The sequence below is a fragment of the Spartinivicinus marinus genome, assembly GCF_026309355.1.
GTDB classification, from domain to species: Bacteria; Pseudomonadota; Gammaproteobacteria; order Pseudomonadales; family Zooshikellaceae; genus Spartinivicinus; species Spartinivicinus marinus.
Genome location: NZ_JAPJZK010000001.1, coordinates 3,950,230 through 3,968,150, shown reverse-complemented (window position 1 = coordinate 3,968,150; position 17,921 = coordinate 3,950,230). Strand labels below are relative to the sequence as shown.

The following is a 17,921-nucleotide window of genomic DNA, read 5'->3' as shown; positions in this document are numbered from 1 at the left end:
CTAAGGGATTAGGTTAGTAAGTTATTATGCTAGTATTAATGAGCGATTATATAATAATTTTTCGTATAGGTATTATCTAAAGGATTCCCTTTATATCCACCCACATATGGCTTAATCAGTCGTGTAGTGACATCCTGATAAATAGGGGCTACTGGCATGTCTCGGGCAATAATGGCTTCTGCTTTAGTATAATACTCAGATGGGTTTTCAGCTGTTTTTGCTTTGGCTAATAGCGCATCATATTCTTTATTACGGTATTGTGAGCCATTTAGTGAGTTATTTGAAGTGAGCAAATCAAGCATCGTTGAGGCTTCGTTATAGTCACCATTCCAGCCTGCACGGGCCACATCATAATTACCTAGTCGTTTATTATCTAAATAAGTTTTCCACTCTTGATTTTCTAAGTTAACTTTTGCACCTAGCTTTTTCTTCCACATTGAAGAAATAGCAATTGCAATTTTTTTGTGGTTATCATCTGTGTTATACAACAAAGTAAATGATAACGGTTTATCTTTACCAAAACCCACTTCTTTCAGCAGCTTAATTGCTTCTGCATCCCTCTGTTGTTGGGTCATTTTGGCATAGGGATTTGCTGGCGGTACAAAGCCATCTAAGTTATTTGGGGTAAAGTTAAAGGTGGGGATTTGTCCCTGGCCTAATATTTTGCTCGCAACTACATCGCGGTCAATAGCTAACGACAATGCTTTTCTTACTCGAACATCATTAAACGGCTTGCGTTTATTATTAAAAGCATAATAGTAAATAGACGCTCTTCCTGTAACCTTTACTTCATTGGGAATTTCTTTTTTCAAACGTCTGAAATGCTCTAAGGCTATCCGCTCATAGCCCATATCCACATCACCTGCACGGTAACGGTTAAGCTCTGTATTTCTATCAACAATTGGTAAATAAGTGACCTTATTAATTACTGTTTCTTTATCATTCCAGTAGTGGCTATTACGTTCAAGTACAATGCGCTCATTTACAGCCCAGTCTTTCAGCTTATAGGCACCACTTGAAACAATATTACTGGGTAGTGTCCATTTATTACCATACTTTTCGATTGTTGCCTTATGTACAGGGAAAGTGGTGTAATGAGCCATCATCCGAACAAAGTAGGGTATAGCCTTATTTAATGTGACCTCAAAGGTATAATCATCAACTGCACGAACAGCTAACTCAGAAGGCTTCTTTTTCCCCTTAATAATTGCTGATGCATTTTTAATCTCAGCCAGCTCCATGTACCAGGAATAGTTAGATGCCAATTTAGGGTCTACAGCCCGCTGGAATGAATAAACAAAGTCATGAGCCGTAATTGGATCACCATTAGACCATTTTGCATTTTTTCTAATCTTAAAGGTATAGATTGTCTTGGTTTTATCTGCTGACCAGCTTTCTGCTATACCAGGTACTGTACCACCACCAGGGCTATCACTGACCAAACCTTCAAATAGATCACGAGTTACATAAGCACCAGGTACACCTTCTATCTTTTGTGGATCAAGAGATGAGGGCTCAGAGCCATTCACTCGAACAATTTCCTGTTTTTTAGCCAATTTTACACCAGCAGGTACCTCTGCTGACTGTACTGAAGAAACACTAAGCACTCCTGCAAGAAAAGAAGCAGAAATAGCCGACAAAGCAAGCCGTTTAGTTTTCATACTGACTCCTAATAGTTAAGTACTTGTTTTATTAGTATTTTTTTAAATTGGTCACTAGTCACTCACTTATTATACTTCCTGCGTATCATGGACAGACCAATACTTTTTTTGTATTAAACTATTTTTACAACAGAAAAAAAAGTTTACATAACGATAGTTAAATTTTAGCCAAAAATAAACAAATTGTTACATTATACACGTGCTACTTTTGTACTAAACAAAAGTTGTCGATCAATCTAACATCTTTTATGTGATTTTTGTCAATCTCATCAGGTGTCAGACTAATAAGATGAAAGGGGGGAGTAAAGAGTAAATAAAAGCTCTGATAGGTAAATTATGAGCCCTACTTAATAAACAACTAATTTAGTACCAACTTACTAATATAATAGGCTATCGTTAATAAGTGATTGCGCAAACCAACCCTATAACCACTCAGTAATAGCGAAAACCGAAATTTTATTAAAATAAATTTATAAGTAGTACTACCCCTCCAAAAACTCTTTCAAGCCAGTCTGGCGATAACCATTATCATGCTTTTGATTTACATAAACAGCCATAAATGAATTAACTTCAACGATGACAGGACCATTTGGTGTAATGGCCACATCCCAGCCTAAAAACTGAGGGCGTGGTAAACACGAGTGTGCTGTTTTTACGGTATCGATCACTTCTTGATAAAATGGAATAGTAATACCCGTCAAGCTAATGCCTGAGTCAGGATGACATTCAAAAATTTTGTTGCCGTTTACAGAATACCCCTTACTTAGCTTTCCATTGTCATCAATATGACACCCTATACCGCCAGCTCCCATATTATCGATCATTGACCCAGCAGTTCCAAATTTCATCATGCCATCCAATAGTATAAACTCACCTTTTTCATTGGTTGCCGTAAGAATTCTAGCGGTATTGACTGATGATGAATTAATTTGCTTTAACGTTTCATGCTGCACTACCAACTCTTGAAATATCCAATCGCACTTTGAAAAATATTCACGCTGAAAGTCTTCTACACTTATTCTTTTACCTGATCGCAGTTGTACTATGTTAGATTGTTTATCATATTCATCAACAATATCAAATCCATCTCCATGCCCTCCACCAGCTGGCTTAATAACAAATGGGCAGGGTATTAATTCTAACACCTCACTAATTTTTTTGTTCACCAGCGTCCTTTCACCCAATTGATACACAGATGCTCTTGGCCCCATAAAGCCGTAGGTTTTAACATGAGGAATATTATTTGCCTTCCAGACACACGACTGAATCCACTTATCAAACTCAACTATTCCAGTACTTCTAGGGTTAACACGTTTTTCAAAAATTGAATATTCTCGATAACGAATAAGATTTGCAGGGATCTCATATAACAGTGGGTAAGACAGAAATTCCTTCAGACCAAACCCTTTCAAATAACAGATGATAAACCGCCATAATACATAGAAAAAACTTACCTGGTTTTGTTTTGAAAAGGCATTCAAGCTTGAAGTGACATCGACTATTTTCTGAACCATAATTAACTCCCTAACCCAAAGCTCTCAATAAATATCAAAGATCCAGGGTAATTTAGCTAGCTTTCCTTAACGGTCTGCCCACCTAACAAACAAAGATACTTAAACCGCTTTTGCTCTTGAAAACCAATTTTATCAGCCATCATTATTGGTATTTTATTTGTTGGCTCAATTGCCTGATAAATGTACTTTAAATTGAGCTTATTAACTGCATAGGTGATGCATGCATGTAATACTGCTCTGTATAAACCTCTTCCTCTTGCCATGGGTGATGTATAAACGTTGTATATAACTGCAGAACCTTCAGGATAGTGAAAATGCCGCCTAACCAGTGGGAATAAAGAGGCTTTTGCTTGAGGGATTAACCAGGCAAAGGCAAGAATTTTCTGGTTCTCAACGACTCCGAACATTAACTCTCCTTCACTCATGCGATGTTGAAAATCTCGTCTTAATTCCTCAACATCTTGCCAATCTTCCCAAGCCTCAAGCAATTGAAGCTCGTCCTCACTAAGCAGTTTCACATGAGAAGTGCGTTGAAAGCAGGCTTTTTCCTTATCTAACTCTAAGCGATAAACCGCTAGCTCATGACGCTGAAAAATCCATGATAATGCAGGCTGTTTGAGCAGCTTATGTAATAGTTTCACCCCTTGGAAATACAGTTTTCCCAAACGCCCACTTCGAATAATTTCCCATTTTTGACGCAAAAATAACTTGCTATCGCCAGGAAAAATTAAGTCATGGTGTAATGTTGGATCAAGATACAAATAAAAAAAGGATAAAAAAGAGCACAACTTTTGCCATGCAGAAAATTCATTACTCTTTAACACCGATACTACATGTCCTAAGTCGGCAGGGTAATCCCAACGACAACGAACTGAAGTATATTGATTGGGTATGTCAGGTGTCGCGCCAAAATGGCACTCAGCCAGATACCTTGGGAAATCAGCCCCTGCAAACAAAGCCAAATGCATCGCGGCCCAAATACGCGCATTAACTTCCATAAAAAAGAATTGCCCTGTCGTTTGATCCAGCCGGTACTCAACCATAGCAACTCCCTGCCAATCCATAGCCTGTAATTTAGCAAGGGCATCAGCTTCCATTTCAGGGTGTTCAATCACCGATCTGATTGCACCCAGCCCACCAGTATAAGGAGACTCCCGATCACAAACGTTAGCAAGTGTCGTAATAACCTTACCTTGCCATATTAATACATTGACTCCAGCTCCTTTCCCTGGAGCAAATGCTTGAATCAAAACATGTCTATGTGTTTGTAAAAAAGCTCGAACAACACTAATTACATCTGCATAGGTTTGGCATTTCCGAACGGCACTAGAGTATGCAGTTGGAGCCCCCTCTTGAATTAAGTCAACTTCATCAACTTTTACAAAACAAGGATACCTAAAGCACGTCAACTCAGTATCCGACATTAGCGCTTCGATTGATGAAATAACTTTCGACTCAGGCAGATTGTCACTCACACCACTATCAATAAAATGCTGTATTGTCTGGGCTTTACTAAAAGCTCTTGCTAACAGAGCTTGAGCATAGGGCACTGCAAACAAGTGCTTAAAAGCATCCCAATCAGGCAATAAAGCCAAGATGAGTGGCTCACAAGGCATTACCAATTCGATATTGTTATAGCTTACATATCTGGAAAACCAGGATATAAATCCTGCTGAACTGAACTCAGGTGCAACAGTTGTTTTAAATACAAAACGGGAGTAAAAGCCCAGTGCACGAGACTGGGAAGAAGCAACAAAAACCATGCAACCAGCTCTGCCAAGCGAACGAATTGCTCCGATATTACCTAACGCTTGTCCAGGCAACACTAATATTCTTTTGCCTGCGATCGCGTTAGAAATTCCCTGCCGTTGCATTGAGAGCCTCACTTACTATTATATTGTTTGTGTTCTCTTAATAGTGAATCTCTTATTTTTTCGTAACTCATAAGTATAATTTTATTTACATCGTAAATACTTGCAGACTAACAACTATACTCTACGTATACTCCACATCTAGATTAGCCTGCATATAGTTCACAGACTACCAGAAAAATCAGTTGAAAAGTCAACTAATACTCACTACAAAATATTATCCTGTTCTTTTAACCGTAATATAACAAACAACCAAAGAAGTTAGCAGCTCAAAAAGCGAATGAGATAAGGTGAATTTTATCCTTAAACTGACGAAAGTACAAAACACTATACTTGTGGTAGAAGGTTAAAAATAAGCAAGCTCAATAAAGCAAACACTTACTTTTATTTTATTTTACAGAAAGACAACTCAACTAAAAAAGAAACAAGTTTACAACCAATAAATAATAATTAATTAAACTTTATCATACCCATCACGAATCATTTTTAGGTGTAAAAATAAAGTAATATATACTCACTCACAGCGAAGGATTATTTAGGCAAGGCCACCGAGCGATGAAGCCCCAGGAGTTTAGATAAACTAAATGACTTGGGTGAGCGATGGTAACAAAACCCTTGTGCCCTAGGGGTATAAAAATCATTCGCGAAGAGTATACTTACTTTGCTTGCAATTATTTAAAAAGTATTTATAGGCAACTAAAAAAATAGCAGAAGCCCTTTGCTTTACATTTAGCGAGCTTCTGCTAATTAGTTAGCTAATAGGTTAACAATTACAACAAAGCTTCTTTAAATGCTTCTTCATCAAACTGACAACCTAAATGCTTAACAATTTCCTGAATATCCTTTTCTGCATTATCAAGACAGCTGGTACCACCAGGTGATGGTGTCATATTAAAGATAATCCCTGGCTTAGTGATTTTGGCTTCTCCCATCAACAGTTGCTTTTGCTCTTTATCTATCAACTGTGGTCTAACTCCGCCAAAGCCTTTTGCAAAACGCACATCTTTCAGCTCAAGTGAAGGCACTATCTTTTGTGCATCTTTTAAAAATAACCGGCGACGCAAGTATGGGACTTCAAATAAGATGTTCTTCAGAATGTAGTTACGAATGTCTTTAACTTTGAATAAATCCCAAAATACTTTAAACACAGCGCCATCTAAACGCAGCACCTTAAAAAACTCTGGAATGGTCTTGTAATTAAAGCGCTCAAGCATTGGTAATAGCAATGCAGTAGGCCCAAATCGAGTTTTACCTGGCACAAGCACATCAGGGTCACCATGAATCGCCGCAAATGGCAGCTTATCATTCTGCACCGTATAAACCTTGCCGTTGAGTACTTTTGGGGTGAAGTAAAAGCTACCTGCCATTGGCATACAAGAGAAGTTCATTCCATATCCCATTTGCTGGGCTAATAGCAAGCTGTGTCCACAGGCGCATACAACAACAAAACGAGCTTCGAAAGTTCCTCTATCAGTAACAACCTGATGATTATCACCAACTTTCTTAATTTCGGTTACTTTTGTGCCTAAGCGAATATCAATATCCTTATCAGTATCCTTCTCCACTTGTTTAACAAAGGATTTTGATAAGGCTGCAAAATCTATTGCTGTATACTCGTCAGTAGCCGCCAATGCCACTAATGGCTCTGGGCGCTCTACGCCATTGATTTTCACCACATTGGGTTCAATTTCAGCAATAGCCTCTTTTTCCAACAGCTTTAAGTTTGGAAAAAGCTCTTTAAACACCTCATAACGCTGTCGCAAGAAAGATGTTTCCTTCTCTCCCACTCCAAGCACCATTTTAGGGTATTTGAAGATTATTTGGTCACGTTCTTCCTCAGGCAGCTTGATAGCGTAATTACGCACCATGTCCGCAGCCCGTTTAACAACTGCTGCTTTTTCAAGGGTGTAGTTGGTTTCAATGTCACCACAGTGAATAGTCTGGCTGTTATTACTGCCTTTAGAGCTAACTTGAGCCAACTCGTGGTATTTTTCAACCAGGCAAATGCTCTTTAGGTCAGTAAACTTGGCTAGCTCATAGAGTAATGCGGTTCCTGAAACACCACCACCAACAATGAGCACATCGTACGTCTTTACTGTCATAACGGGTAATTGCTCTCTAAGGAGTAATAAGTAAGTTAAAACTCTTCTGACGTGCATCCCGGTAAATCAGTACTGATAACCAAAGCAAGTATCAGCAAGCAAAGCAGTTAACCCCAGAGCATCGTCAGCGTCTATTTTTCATCCAAGCAATAGCAGTATATACCTGCTTGTGGAGTTCAGCCGGTCAAGCTTTCTAAAGTAACCTTGTGACTGCCTGATAGACATTTCAACATAAAGCTAAAATCGGCAGTTACTCGCTTACACCAGACCAATACTCACGGGGCAAACATTATAGCTAATTTTTTTAATAATGGGCTGATATAATTATTTTTTACAAAAATATTGCCCATAACTTGCAATGATGAATTAAACCTTATGTCACTAAAGGTCATTGAAAGACTCATCAGTTTCTAAACAAGTCTGACAAAACTTTGAAATTTTTGAATGTGTTCGCTCTAATTCAGCAGCACTAAGCTTACTTAGCTCGTAAAATGTAGCCCAACTTGCAAATGATTTGTGACACCAGTAGTTTACTGCTGCTTTAACTTACAGCCAGCTGCTACGACATTGCTTGTAGTGGCTGCTGGCATAAGAGGTTGTCACAACACATTATGAGTGCATTAGTTTTGCGACAGTTTCATGGGCTTTCAGGGAATCACTAAGAGGCTATCAACTCATTTCATGCCAGCAACTTCTGCTCATCAAACATCCAGTCGATTAATGTTCGGTAAAATGCGCACCAGGGTACCTATTGCCTATAAACTAGCACTGATTCTTACCATAACAGTTACCATTGGCATGGTGATCTTAGGTAGCATCATTACTACCAACCAATACCATCTAATGAAAAGCCAGGTCGATGACTTCGGTACAACCATCGTAAACCAGCTTGCTGCTGCTGCCCAAGAGCCCGTATTTACTGATGATGTAGTTGGCCTAAAAGTTTTAGCCAATAATCTTAGTAGCGAACCCGATATTAAAGGTGTTGCTATTTTCACCAATACCAGTGACGTATTGGTGAAACAAGGACTGATTACCTCTGTTCCTGTTGATGGTAGTCATTCTACCTTGAAAGCAGCAGAGTTAACCGATGGCACCTATCGTCTGGAGTGGAAACAACGCACCAGCAGGCGCAAGTACACGGATATGGTGTCGTATATCAGCCCCATTCAGTTTCAAGAAGTAGTCGCAGGCTATGCCATGGTCAGTTTCAGCCAGGTAAAAATGCTTGAAGTGGCACGCTCTTCAGCCAATGGCATTATTCTCGCCACCATTCTTTTATCCATTGCCATGAGTTTCATTGCGATTGTCATGGGAAGGCGTCTGTCCCGTCCTATTCATCACTTAATGGATGTCGCAAGTGATGCTTTGAATAAAGGCGATTATAAAAATAATCGGATCAGTGAAGATGAATTAGGTTTTTTGCTTAAAAGCCTTCAACAGCTCGGCCAAGGTATTGATCAAAAGTCTCAGTTGGAAGATGTCTTTGGCAAAGTCATGGCAAAAGACGTTGCCAAGCAAATGCTGGATAAGCTCGAAGAGGTTGAAATTGGTGGTCACCAAGTAGAAGCCACTGTGATGTTTGTCGATATAGTCGGCTTTACCAGCCTTTCTGAAAAACTGACGCCACCAGCCGTAGCCATGTTTTTAAACGAGTATTTCAGTTATTTCTTCCATTGTGCCAATGCATTTAATGGCATTGTGGATAAATTTATTGGCGACTGTGCCATGATCGTATTTGGCACCCCCAAAAGTGATCCTGACCACCGTTTTAACGCAGTAGCTTGTGCAGTGACTATCCAGCAACTGGTATTAAAGCTAAACCAAGAGCGTAAACAAAAAGGGCTATTTCCAGTTAATGTTCGCATTGGTTTAAATGATGGCATGATGCTGGCCGGTTTTTTAGGGGCAAAAGAGCGTATGGAATATACCGTAATTGGTGATGCTGTAAATATTGCATCGCGTTTATGTGATAAAGCACAAGCCGGGCAGATCATGATTCCTGCTTCCATTCATGATCATTCGTCCGTAAACTCTAAAATCGTTTGCCAGCATCATGGCAGCTTGTCTGTTAAAGGTAAGTCTGCAACCATTGATACCTACCGGGTAAAGAACTTACGCCCTAAATATCAAGGGGCTGCGAAAAAAGTGTTGTATAACATGCTAAAGGGGCTTGCCAACTAATGAAGAAACAGATAGCCAGTTGTTGTATTTTAGCGATCAGTCTATTCATGGCTGGCTGCCAACTAAATAAGGGCGTTCTGTTACCTTCAGTCTCTATTCCTCCAGCCAAACTTGCACAAATCAATGATGTAGAAGAGCTTAAGGAAAAAGCTGAGCAAGCCATTCAACGACAGCAATGGAGTGATGCGCTCGCCTATTATCAACGAGCGAAAGAGTTACAGCCAGATGATGAAGCCCTACAGATGGCTTACCAAAATACCTTAGATCAACGCAACATCCACATTACCAAGTTACAAAATCGTCTTTACTTGCTACAAGCCTCTGTATTAAGTGAAGAAATCAAGTTATTACAAGGCATGGCAGCTGCTGACCCAAACAACCCGACTGTACGAACGAAGCTTCAACAAGCTATGAGCAAGCAAGGAGATTTACATCGCTTTCTAGTTGAGTGTGCTGAAGCAGCAATTGCAGTAGCCCGGCCACAACGAGGCAAAGAGTGCCTGGAAATGGCTAACAAATTACCCTATAAAAGTGCAGACACTGAGCACTTAGCACTTATCAATAGCACTTTGGATGAACTCACTAAAGCCCATCAAAGCACAAAAGCCAGTAGCAATAAAAAAACAGCTAATTCAACAGAAAGTAGCCTGACACCTGTAGCAGACAACCAAAATGTAAACAACACTAACGACTATAAAATACTCGCTCTGACAAAAGTTAAACGCATTGAGTTATATGAAAAATTTAACGAAGCAGTACAACACCAGCAGTTTAAAGAAGCACAGCTGCTACTCAATGAAATACAACAATCTCAACCTTATTATCGCACTCGTAAGCAACATAATCAGCTTAAACAAGCAATAAGTGTTTATGTAAAAAAACAAACTCAAAAAGGGATTGAGCTCTATAGTACTGGTGACCCCGAAGGCGCGTTAGCTATCTGGCAGCCTTTAATTGAACTAGCACCACATAATGAAGAGTTGAACAACCACATAAGCAGGGCTAAACGCTTTATTAGCAAACTTAATCAGCTGCAAGAAAATGAGAATGCTAACAGCTCAACAAAAACCCAATAATTGGATTTACCTTAGTAGCCTTTAAAAGTTCTAATTTCTAGAGATATTAAATAAGCCTTTTAAAGCTAATGGGTTACAATAAAACTCAAGCTCTGTAGTGAACTAATAGCAATAATGAGTCTATGATGATAAAAAAACTTGTTCATACTGCCTTATTATCAACGCTTATCGTAACTGGTGGTTGTGCACTAAGCCCACAACAAGTGGAAGTTGCACCAAATATTACCCTGCCTGTTAAAGTGCCAGTAGTAAAAAATACCGTTAATGTATCTGTTGTCGATGATCGCTTAAGCAAAGTATTGGGCACTCGTGGTGGTATTTATGATAAAACCAGTACATTAACCATCAAAAATGATATTACTCTGGCAGTTAAGCATGCTGTTGAGCAGGCTTTACTAAAAATGGAAATGCAACTAGATCCAAATAACCCTGCTGTCCGTTTTACTGTCTACATTGATAAAATTGATTACAGCACACCCGCTCAAAACTACGTGACAGAAGTCAATATCAATGCAGTTGCCCGAGCTGAAGTTAAATTCGGCGATCGTGTTTATCATGGTCGCTACCAGTCAACAGCAAAACATAAAGTAGTAAAAGCACCCTCTGAAACCAAAAATGAAGAAATCGTCAACGGTATTATTAATAATGTACTAGACCGAATGTTTAGCGACCAAGCTCTAGTCAAATTCCTAAGATCAGGTTAAGGGTACCTTTACAAAAACAAATTACATTTTATCTAGCTGTGGGTAGTGATCCCATGATTGCTTCAACCAATCGGTTAGCACACCTACCCACTCCGCATCATCATTTAAGCAAGGGACCAAGGTTAATGATTCACCTCCAGCTTCAATAAAAGCTTCTTTGCCCTGCATACCAATTTCTTCTAGTGTTTCTAAACAATCAGCAACAAATGATGGGCAAATAACGAGCAACCGCTTTACTCCTTGTTGAGCAAGCTCAACGAGCCTCTCACTTGTATAAGGCGTTAGCCATTTATCCCGACCAAGCCGAGACTGAAAAGCAACAGAGTATTGCTCTTCTTTTAAACCCAACTTATTAGTTAATAGTTCTGCTGTTTTATAAACCTGGGCTCGATAGCAGGTTTGATGGGCTTGATGAGGCTGCTGACAACAGTCAGGCTTAGACAGACAATAACTACCTGTTGGATCATCTTTGCGTAAATGCCGCTCCGGTAGTCCATGATAGCTAAACAGCAAATGATCAAAGGGCTTTTCGATATAAGGCTTAGTCACCTCTTCCAAAGCAGAAATATATTGCTCATGACCAAAAAATACTGGGTGTAACCGAACCTTAAGACTCAGGTGATGCTTGGCAAGCACTCGCCTAGCCTCCTCAATACAAGTCTTCACAGTAGACATTGCATAATGAGGATAAAGTGGCACCAATAGCAGCTCTTCAATCCCCGTTTTAGCGAGCTGTAGTATCTCTTTCTCCATTGCAGGCTCGCCATAACGCATAGCAAAATGCACGGGGCAATCCACTTCCTTTGTTAGCTTATCGGTTAAACGCTGGGTAAGCACTACAAGTGGTGACCCATCAGGCCACCATATACTCTGATAGGCTTCTGCTGACTGCTTTGGTCGTGAGGGCAGCACCAAGCAGTTAACTATCAGCCACCGTAACCAACCAGGTAAATCAACCACATAAGGATCCATTAAAAACTGCTTTAAATATTGCCTGACATCTTTTTCTTGTGGCGAGTCAGGTGAGCCCAAATTAACCAGTAATACAGCTTGGCTTATCATCGGACATTACACCTTTTGTGGTTATTTAGTTAACTGACGGCTGGCTTGCAGGAACATTACTCTTAGCCAAAAACCGAAAAATTACATATCCCCATACAGCAGACACCACAGACCCCATTAATATGCCAATCCGGTCCGTTGTTAAGTAGTCTGGTCCTGCATGCTGAAACGCTAATGTGCCAATAAATAAACTCATGGTAAAACCAACGCCACACAACACAGCTACCGCGTAAAGTTGCAGCCAACTGGCATGAGTGGGTAACTTACCTAACCCCAACTTTATCGCCAGCGCAGAGAACAAAAATACACCAACCTGCTTACCAACAAATAGCCCAGCAATAACGCCCAGTGGCACAGGATCTCCCATTTGTTGCACATCAGTTAGTGACAAACCTACACCCGCATTAGCAAAGGCAAAAATAGGCAAAATAGCATAAGCGACCCAATGGTGAAGTTCATGCTCAACCGTCTTGAGCGGCGAGTGCCCTGGTCGCTTTTGACATTCCATAGGAAGAGTAAATGCTAGCAGAACCCCGGCAAGTGTGGCATGTACCCCTGACTTCAGTACACAAATCCACATAATAATACCCACTACGATATAAGGGGTTATCCTACTGACTTTTAATCGATTAAGGGTTACTAAGATTAGAAAGCAAATTCCTGCTAAAGAGGCTGACATTACTGATAAGCCTTCCGTATAAAACAGTGCAATAATAATAATTGCACCCAAGTCGTCTATTATTGCCAATGCCATTAAAAATACTTTGAGCGAAGGCGGCACTCGGTTACCCAACAAAGCAAGAATACCCAAAGCAAAAGCAATATCAGTTGCAGTAGGAATAGCCCAGCCTTGCAGAGCAGTATTATCTCCCCAGTTAAACCAGCAATAAACCAGTGCTGGAACAACCATTCCTCCCAACGCAGCTACTGCAGGCAAGGCAATCTTAGCTGGAGAAGCCAACTCACCCGCAATAAACTCTCGCTTTACCTCTAAGCCAATTAGTAGGAAAAATACAGCCATCAGGCCGTCATTAATCCACAACAAAAGTGGTTTATCTATTTCCAGCGCACCCACTTTGACGCCAACAGGTACAGATAAAAACAAATCATAAAGACCGACAAGGGGGGTATTAGCAAAAATCAACGCCAGCGCAGTTGCAATCATTAGCAAAATCCCGCTAGCGGACTCTTTCTTTAAAAAATCTTTGATATCGTCTGAGAGTTTAAATTGCATTTAATCTTTTTACCTATTCGACTTTAAAGCAAAACACTTAGCTAGTATTGGTTATTATAAATACATATCCAACTCTAGTGTGGTATATCAATGTACCAGTTTCAGCTGAATAAATTAAATATACTAATCTTATCCAGGTAATTAACAAAATCACTTAAAGCCAGATAAGCTCATCGAGGCTGACTCAAAAGCAGCCACACAGCTATTATTAACAACTATCCGCACACACTGGACAGGCAGGATCTGCTGCCATTTTAATAGTTCGAAACTCCATAACCTTCCCATCAACCAGTAACAGCTTACCCAACAATGGTTCTCCAATACCTGTAATCACTTTTATGGCTTCAATAGCTTGAATTGTGCCAACCAAACCAACCATAGGCCCCAGTACACCGGTTTCTGCACAGCGTAACTGATCTTCTCCCTCTGGTGAGTAAAGACAACGATAGCAGGGAGACGCTGGTTGTCGACTATCAAATACTGTCACCTGCCCTTGTAAGCCAATTGCTGCCCCTGACACCAATGGGCACATTGCCTGAACACAAGCCGTATTAATTGCAAACCGCACAGCAAAGTTATCAGTAGCATCAATTACCAAATCAGCTGTGGTGATCCACTGTAGCAGGTTATCTTGGCTTGCTTTTTCAACAATAGGAGTAGCTACGCAGTCAGAATTCATACCACGCAAGGTTTCAGCTAGTGCTTCTGCTTTAGGCTTACCAATGGCTGACTGGTTATAGGCAATTTGCCGCTGTAAATTAGTTAACTCAACCTGATCAAAGTCCATTAGCAATAACTCACCCACCCCTGCTGCCGCTAAGTACATTGCAACAGGGCAACCAAGCCCACCCAGCCCCACTATTAATACTTTAGCTGCTTTAAGTCGCTGCTGACCTTCAATATCCAGCTCAGGTAGCATAATATGTCGGCTATAGCGTAATAACTCCTGGTCAGTTAGCGTTTTGCCTGTTATTGGTTCCATTTAAATTTTACCCGTCAGAGTGATAGCAAGGTTATATTAATGCTTTCCAGGGTAGCGAGAATATAATACGCCTGTCACCATTTAGGCCTTATGAGTTAGAAATGACGCATAAGCTAGCAGAAATAGAATAATGGCCTTATATAGGTTCGCTACTTTGATTTGGTGATAATTAGCAATACAGAGCAAAGGTAATTCGGTCGTTTTTTCCTAGATCTTGCTTACATTGAATCGCTTGATAATTGAACCCTGCTAAAATTTCTCTGACAGCTGTCGCCTGATCATAACCATGCTCAAAAAACAGATAACCACCAGGCTTTAAAAAGTCTGAAGCATTTTTAGCAATTTCGTTGATAGCGGCTAGGCCTCGTTGCTCAGCAACCAATGCAGACTTTGGTTCAAACCGAACATCGCCTTGCTGCAAGTGAGGGTCATCTGCTGGGATATAAGGAGGGTTACTCACCACCAGATCAAACTGGCCAATCGTTTCTGGTAGTGCTTCAAACCAATGACCAGCAAAGAATTGAACATTAGTTAAACCTAAGCGCTTCCCATTACGTGCCGCCAGCTCAACTGCTTCTGGTAACAAATCAACGCCTGTGACTTGCCAGTTTGGCCGTTCATAGGCCAATGCTAAAGCAATTGCACCAGTACCTGTACCCAAATCAATGACATGTAAAGACTGATTAGCATCAGCTACGGCCAGTACCTGCTCAACCAGGATTTCAGTATCAGGTCGAGGAATCAGGGTTGCTTCACTGACTTCTAACTCAAACTGCCAAAAACCACGAGACCCTGTAATGTAAGCAATGGGTTTACCCTTTAAGCGCTGAAATAAGCAGTTATCAAATGTGGTTTGCTGCTCAGCCGTAAGCTGTTGATCTGGCCAGGTAAACAAGTAACTGCGTGGCTTTTGCAGCACATGACAAAGTAGTTGCTCTACATCTTCTTGGGGGGATGGGCTAGCAACAGCAAGTTGAGAGCTTGCTAGCTGTTGCAGCTCACTGATAGACTTCATTTTACTCTTCAGACATTTTGGCTAACAACTCAGCCTGATACTCTTGAATTAATGGATCAATCACCGGGCTCACATCCCCTTCCATCACTTCAGGTAGTTTGTAGAGGGTTAAGTTAATCCGGTGGTCTGTTACCCGGCCTTGTGGATAGTTATAGGTTCGAATTCTTTCAGAGCGATCGCCACTACCTACTAGACTTTTCCGCTGATCAGCTACCTGTTGCTGAGCGGCATCTTGCGCTGCCGAGTTTAGCTTTGCTGCTAATAAAGACATCGCCTTGGCCCGGTTTTTATGCTGAGAGCGCTCATCCTGACACTCCACCACAATCCCTGTTGGTAAGTGAGTGATTCGAATAGCAGAGTCAGTTTTGTTTACGTGCTGACCTCCCGCACCAGAGGCACGATAAGTATCAATTCGCAAATCCGCTTTATTAATTTCAATATTTTCTACTTCGTCTGGTTCAGGCATGATGGCCACTGTACAAGCAGAAGTATGAATTCGACCTTGAGACTCTGTTTCTGGCACACGCTGTACCCGATGGGCACCTGACTCAAATTTTAATTTACCGTAAACACCATCGCCTACTACACGACTGATGATTTCTTTAAAACCACCATGCTCACCTTCATTGGCACTGACCACTTCCACCTTCCAACTACACCGCTCAGCAAAACGGGAGTACATTCTAAACAGGTCACCAGCAAAAATGGCAGCTTCATCTCCACCCGTTCCGGCCCGAATTTCTAAAAATATATTGTGGGAGTCATTAGGGTCTTTGGGTAACAGTAAGGTTTGTAGCTCTAAATCAAGAGTTTCAATGGCGTCATTGGCTGTCGCTATTTCATCCTCAGCCATCATCTTCATTTCAGGGTCATCCCCTGTTAACCACTGCTCAGCCTCAGCACGATCTTCTTTTGCCTGCTGATAACGCGCAAAAGTTTTTACCACTGGTTCGATTTCAGCGTACTCTTTGGAAAACTTACGAAACTTGTCTTGGTCAGTGATGACCTCAGCATCACTTAACAGCGCAGCTAGCTCTTCATAGCGCTCAGTTAAGTTTTCTAATTTAGCTAATATGGATGGTTTCATGACTTCTTATCAGTTAATTGATCAATCTCAAAAAGCTGTTTTACCCACTCTATTCGATCCAGCTGTCCCGCTGCACCTGCTTGTTTAATTTGGACACTAGGACCATGCAGCAATTTATTGGTTATGGCTTTAGCAAATCGAGCCAGCACTTGTTCAGGGTCAGCACCATTGGCCAATTTCTTACGCGCCTTGGCCAATTCTTCCTGGCTTAGCAGCTCTACTTTAGTACGAAATTGCTTGAGCACCTCAACTGCCGTTAGCTCCCTCATTCGACTCATAAAAGCAGCAGAGCCATTAAGGACTAAGTTTTCTGCCTCTACCGCTGCTGTCTGACGGTTTTTTAAATTCTCTTCGATGACTTCTCGCAAATCATCAACGGTATATAAATAAATATCAGCCAAAGTAGCTACCTGTGGTTCTATATCACGTGGTACTGCAATATCTACCATGAAAATAGGCCGATGCTTACGCAGCTTAAGCGCGCGCTCTACAGCTCCTTTACCTAATACAGGTAATTGACTCGCTGTAGAGGCAATTACAATGTCAGCATTGGGTAATAGGTCAGGCAAATTACTCAAGCTTGCAGGCGTTGCTTGAGTAAACTGGCTTGCCAGTAGTTCTGCATTAGCCAACGTTCGGTTAGCTATAGTCAGCCCTGCAATACCAACCTCAGATAGGTGCCTAGCGACCAGCTCAATGGTTTCGCCCGCTCCAATTAAAAGGGCCTGGCTTTGGCTAATCTCTCCAAATATCTGGCGCGCTAATGCTACCGCAGCATAGGCAACAGATACAGGGCTTTCACCAATCGCAGTTTGGGTTCTCACTTGCTTTGCGGTTGCAAAGGCACTTTCAAACCAGCGGCTTAGCCCAAAACCCACCGTGCCAGCGGCTTGTGCCTGGGCATAAGCCGACTTTAACTGCCCCAAGATTTGGGGTTCACCTAACACCATAGAGTCCAGCCCACTGGCTACTCGCATCATGTGCTGAACAGCTGATTCATCCCAATACTGATAAATTGAATCAGCAATTTCGGTTACGGCTAATTGTTGATAATTTGCCCACCAGGCAAGCAGTGGCTGGTCTTGCCCTGGGACCACCTCACAGTAGATCTCGGTACGATTACACGTTGAAAGAATGGCGACTTCATTAACCGATGAAAGCTTTTGAATACTCTGAAGAGCATCTGCCAAGTGCTCAGGGGCAAAAGCCACCTTCTCTCGAAAAGCAACTGAGGCAGTCTGATGATTTATGCCAAGCGCAAGAAACCCCATAATAAAACTATCAATATCACCATCAACTATCAGCGGGTTGGAGCCACAAGGTATGTTGTAGCTGCCTTCAAAGCAGGGAATTCTCCTACTAATACAGCTTAAGTGCAAATATCCTTACTGTGATGGTTAAATTTTATCTAACTTAACATTAGGGTAAC

At 41.1% G+C, this 17,921-nt stretch carries 13 protein-coding genes; 3 read left to right on the top strand and 10 right to left on the bottom strand.

Annotated elements, in window-relative coordinates; genetic code table 11:
- Nucleotides 1–35: 35 nt before the first annotated feature.
- The 4 genes from OQE68_RS18105 to OQE68_RS18090 form a co-directional block, all read right to left on the bottom strand.
- On the bottom strand, nucleotides 36–1,661 hold the full coding sequence (locus tag OQE68_RS18105; protein WP_180568237.1) for an ABC transporter substrate-binding protein: 1,626 nt from the start codon (nucleotides 1,659–1,661) through the stop codon (nucleotides 36–38).
- A 482-nt stretch (nucleotides 1,662–2,143) separates the two neighbouring features.
- Nucleotides 2,144–3,175 carry a sugar-transfer associated ATP-grasp domain-containing protein gene (locus OQE68_RS18100; RefSeq protein ID WP_180568238.1) on the bottom strand — a complete coding sequence of 344 codons (1,032 nt, stop codon included), beginning with the start codon at nucleotides 3,173–3,175 and terminating at the stop codon, nucleotides 2,144–2,146.
- Between the two features lie 56 nt (nucleotides 3,176–3,231).
- A complete protein-coding gene (locus tag OQE68_RS18095; protein WP_180568239.1) occupies nucleotides 3,232–5,049 on the bottom strand; it encodes a GNAT family N-acetyltransferase in 1,818 nt (605 codons plus the stop codon).
- 767 nt (nucleotides 5,050–5,816) lie between these two features.
- Entirely contained in the window at nucleotides 5,817–7,148 is a 1,332-nt protein-coding gene (locus OQE68_RS18090) for an FAD-dependent oxidoreductase (protein WP_180568240.1), read from the bottom strand.
- A 681-nt stretch (nucleotides 7,149–7,829) separates the two neighbouring features.
- Here OQE68_RS18090 and OQE68_RS18085 point away from each other — a divergent pair.
- From OQE68_RS18085 to OQE68_RS18075, 3 genes are all read left to right on the top strand, one after another.
- Entirely contained in the window at nucleotides 7,830–9,332 is a 1,503-nt protein-coding gene (locus OQE68_RS18085) for an adenylate/guanylate cyclase domain-containing protein (RefSeq protein WP_180568241.1), read from the top strand.
- Nucleotides 9,332–10,408, top strand: coding sequence for a hypothetical protein (locus OQE68_RS18080; RefSeq protein WP_180568242.1), 1,077 nt, complete (start codon nucleotides 9,332–9,334; stop codon nucleotides 10,406–10,408). Before OQE68_RS18085 ends, OQE68_RS18080 begins: the two co-directional genes overlap by 1 nt.
- A 122-nt stretch (nucleotides 10,409–10,530) precedes the next feature.
- Nucleotides 10,531–11,112: a YajG family lipoprotein gene (locus OQE68_RS18075; protein WP_180568243.1), complete on the top strand. Its 582-nt coding sequence runs from the start codon at nucleotides 10,531–10,533 to the stop codon at nucleotides 11,110–11,112.
- Between the two features lie 21 nt (nucleotides 11,113–11,133).
- On the opposite strand, the gene hemH is transcribed toward OQE68_RS18075, so the two are convergent.
- From hemH to hemA, 6 genes are all read right to left on the bottom strand, one after another.
- A complete protein-coding gene (hemH, locus tag OQE68_RS18070; protein ID WP_180568244.1) occupies nucleotides 11,134–12,174 on the bottom strand; it encodes a ferrochelatase in 1,041 nt (346 codons plus the stop codon).
- A gap of 25 nt (nucleotides 12,175–12,199) precedes the next feature.
- On the bottom strand, nucleotides 12,200–13,408 hold the full coding sequence (gene nhaA / locus OQE68_RS18065) for a Na+/H+ antiporter NhaA (protein WP_180568245.1): 1,209 nt from the start codon (nucleotides 13,406–13,408) through the stop codon (nucleotides 12,200–12,202).
- A 208-nt stretch (nucleotides 13,409–13,616) separates the two neighbouring features.
- Complete coding sequence (locus OQE68_RS18060; protein WP_180568246.1) at nucleotides 13,617–14,390, bottom strand: HesA/MoeB/ThiF family protein; 774 nt, start codon at nucleotides 14,388–14,390, stop codon at nucleotides 13,617–13,619.
- 169 nt (nucleotides 14,391–14,559) lie between these two features.
- The gene (prmC, locus tag OQE68_RS18055; protein WP_180568247.1) at nucleotides 14,560–15,405 is read right to left on the bottom strand and encodes a peptide chain release factor N(5)-glutamine methyltransferase; all 846 of its coding nucleotides are present in this window, start codon (nucleotides 15,403–15,405) and stop codon (nucleotides 14,560–14,562) included.
- A gap of 1 nt (nucleotide 15,406) precedes the next feature.
- The gene (gene prfA, locus OQE68_RS18050) at nucleotides 15,407–16,492 is read right to left on the bottom strand and encodes a peptide chain release factor 1 (RefSeq protein WP_180568248.1); all 1,086 of its coding nucleotides are present in this window, start codon (nucleotides 16,490–16,492) and stop codon (nucleotides 15,407–15,409) included.
- The gene (gene hemA / locus OQE68_RS18045; RefSeq protein WP_353618535.1) at nucleotides 16,489–17,871 is read right to left on the bottom strand and encodes a glutamyl-tRNA reductase; all 1,383 of its coding nucleotides are present in this window, start codon (nucleotides 17,869–17,871) and stop codon (nucleotides 16,489–16,491) included. The genes prfA and hemA overlap by 4 nt, the downstream gene beginning before the upstream one ends.
- Nucleotides 17,872–17,921 lie beyond the last annotated feature (50 nt).

What these genes read in the sequence shown, in the direction of transcription:
- OQE68_RS18085 (WP_180568241.1), top strand. Translation starts at nt 7,830, where the DNA reads ATGCCAGCAACTTCTGCTCATCAAACATCCAGTCGATTAATGTTCGGT.
- OQE68_RS18095 (WP_180568239.1), bottom strand. Translation starts at nt 5,049, where the DNA reads ATGCAACGGCAGGGAATTTCTAACGCGATCGCAGGCAAAAGAATATTA.
- prfA (WP_180568248.1), bottom strand. Translation starts at nt 16,492, where the DNA reads ATGAAACCATCCATATTAGCTAAATTAGAAAACTTAACTGAGCGCTAT.
- OQE68_RS18080 (WP_180568242.1), top strand. Translation starts at nt 9,332, where the DNA reads ATGAAGAAACAGATAGCCAGTTGTTGTATTTTAGCGATCAGTCTATTC.
- OQE68_RS18075 (WP_180568243.1), top strand. Translation starts at nt 10,531, where the DNA reads ATGATGATAAAAAAACTTGTTCATACTGCCTTATTATCAACGCTTATC.
- prmC (WP_180568247.1), bottom strand. Translation starts at nt 15,405, where the DNA reads ATGAAGTCTATCAGTGAGCTGCAACAGCTAGCAAGCTCTCAACTTGCT.
- hemH (WP_180568244.1), bottom strand. Translation starts at nt 12,174, where the DNA reads ATGATAAGCCAAGCTGTATTACTGGTTAATTTGGGCTCACCTGACTCG.
- nhaA (WP_180568245.1), bottom strand. Translation starts at nt 13,408, where the DNA reads ATGCAATTTAAACTCTCAGACGATATCAAAGATTTTTTAAAGAAAGAG.
- OQE68_RS18060 (WP_180568246.1), bottom strand. Translation starts at nt 14,390, where the DNA reads ATGGAACCAATAACAGGCAAAACGCTAACTGACCAGGAGTTATTACGC.
- OQE68_RS18100 (WP_180568238.1), bottom strand. Translation starts at nt 3,175, where the DNA reads ATGGTTCAGAAAATAGTCGATGTCACTTCAAGCTTGAATGCCTTTTCA.
- OQE68_RS18105 (WP_180568237.1), bottom strand. Translation starts at nt 1,661, where the DNA reads ATGAAAACTAAACGGCTTGCTTTGTCGGCTATTTCTGCTTCTTTTCTT.
- OQE68_RS18090 (WP_180568240.1), bottom strand. Translation starts at nt 7,148, where the DNA reads ATGACAGTAAAGACGTACGATGTGCTCATTGTTGGTGGTGGTGTTTCA.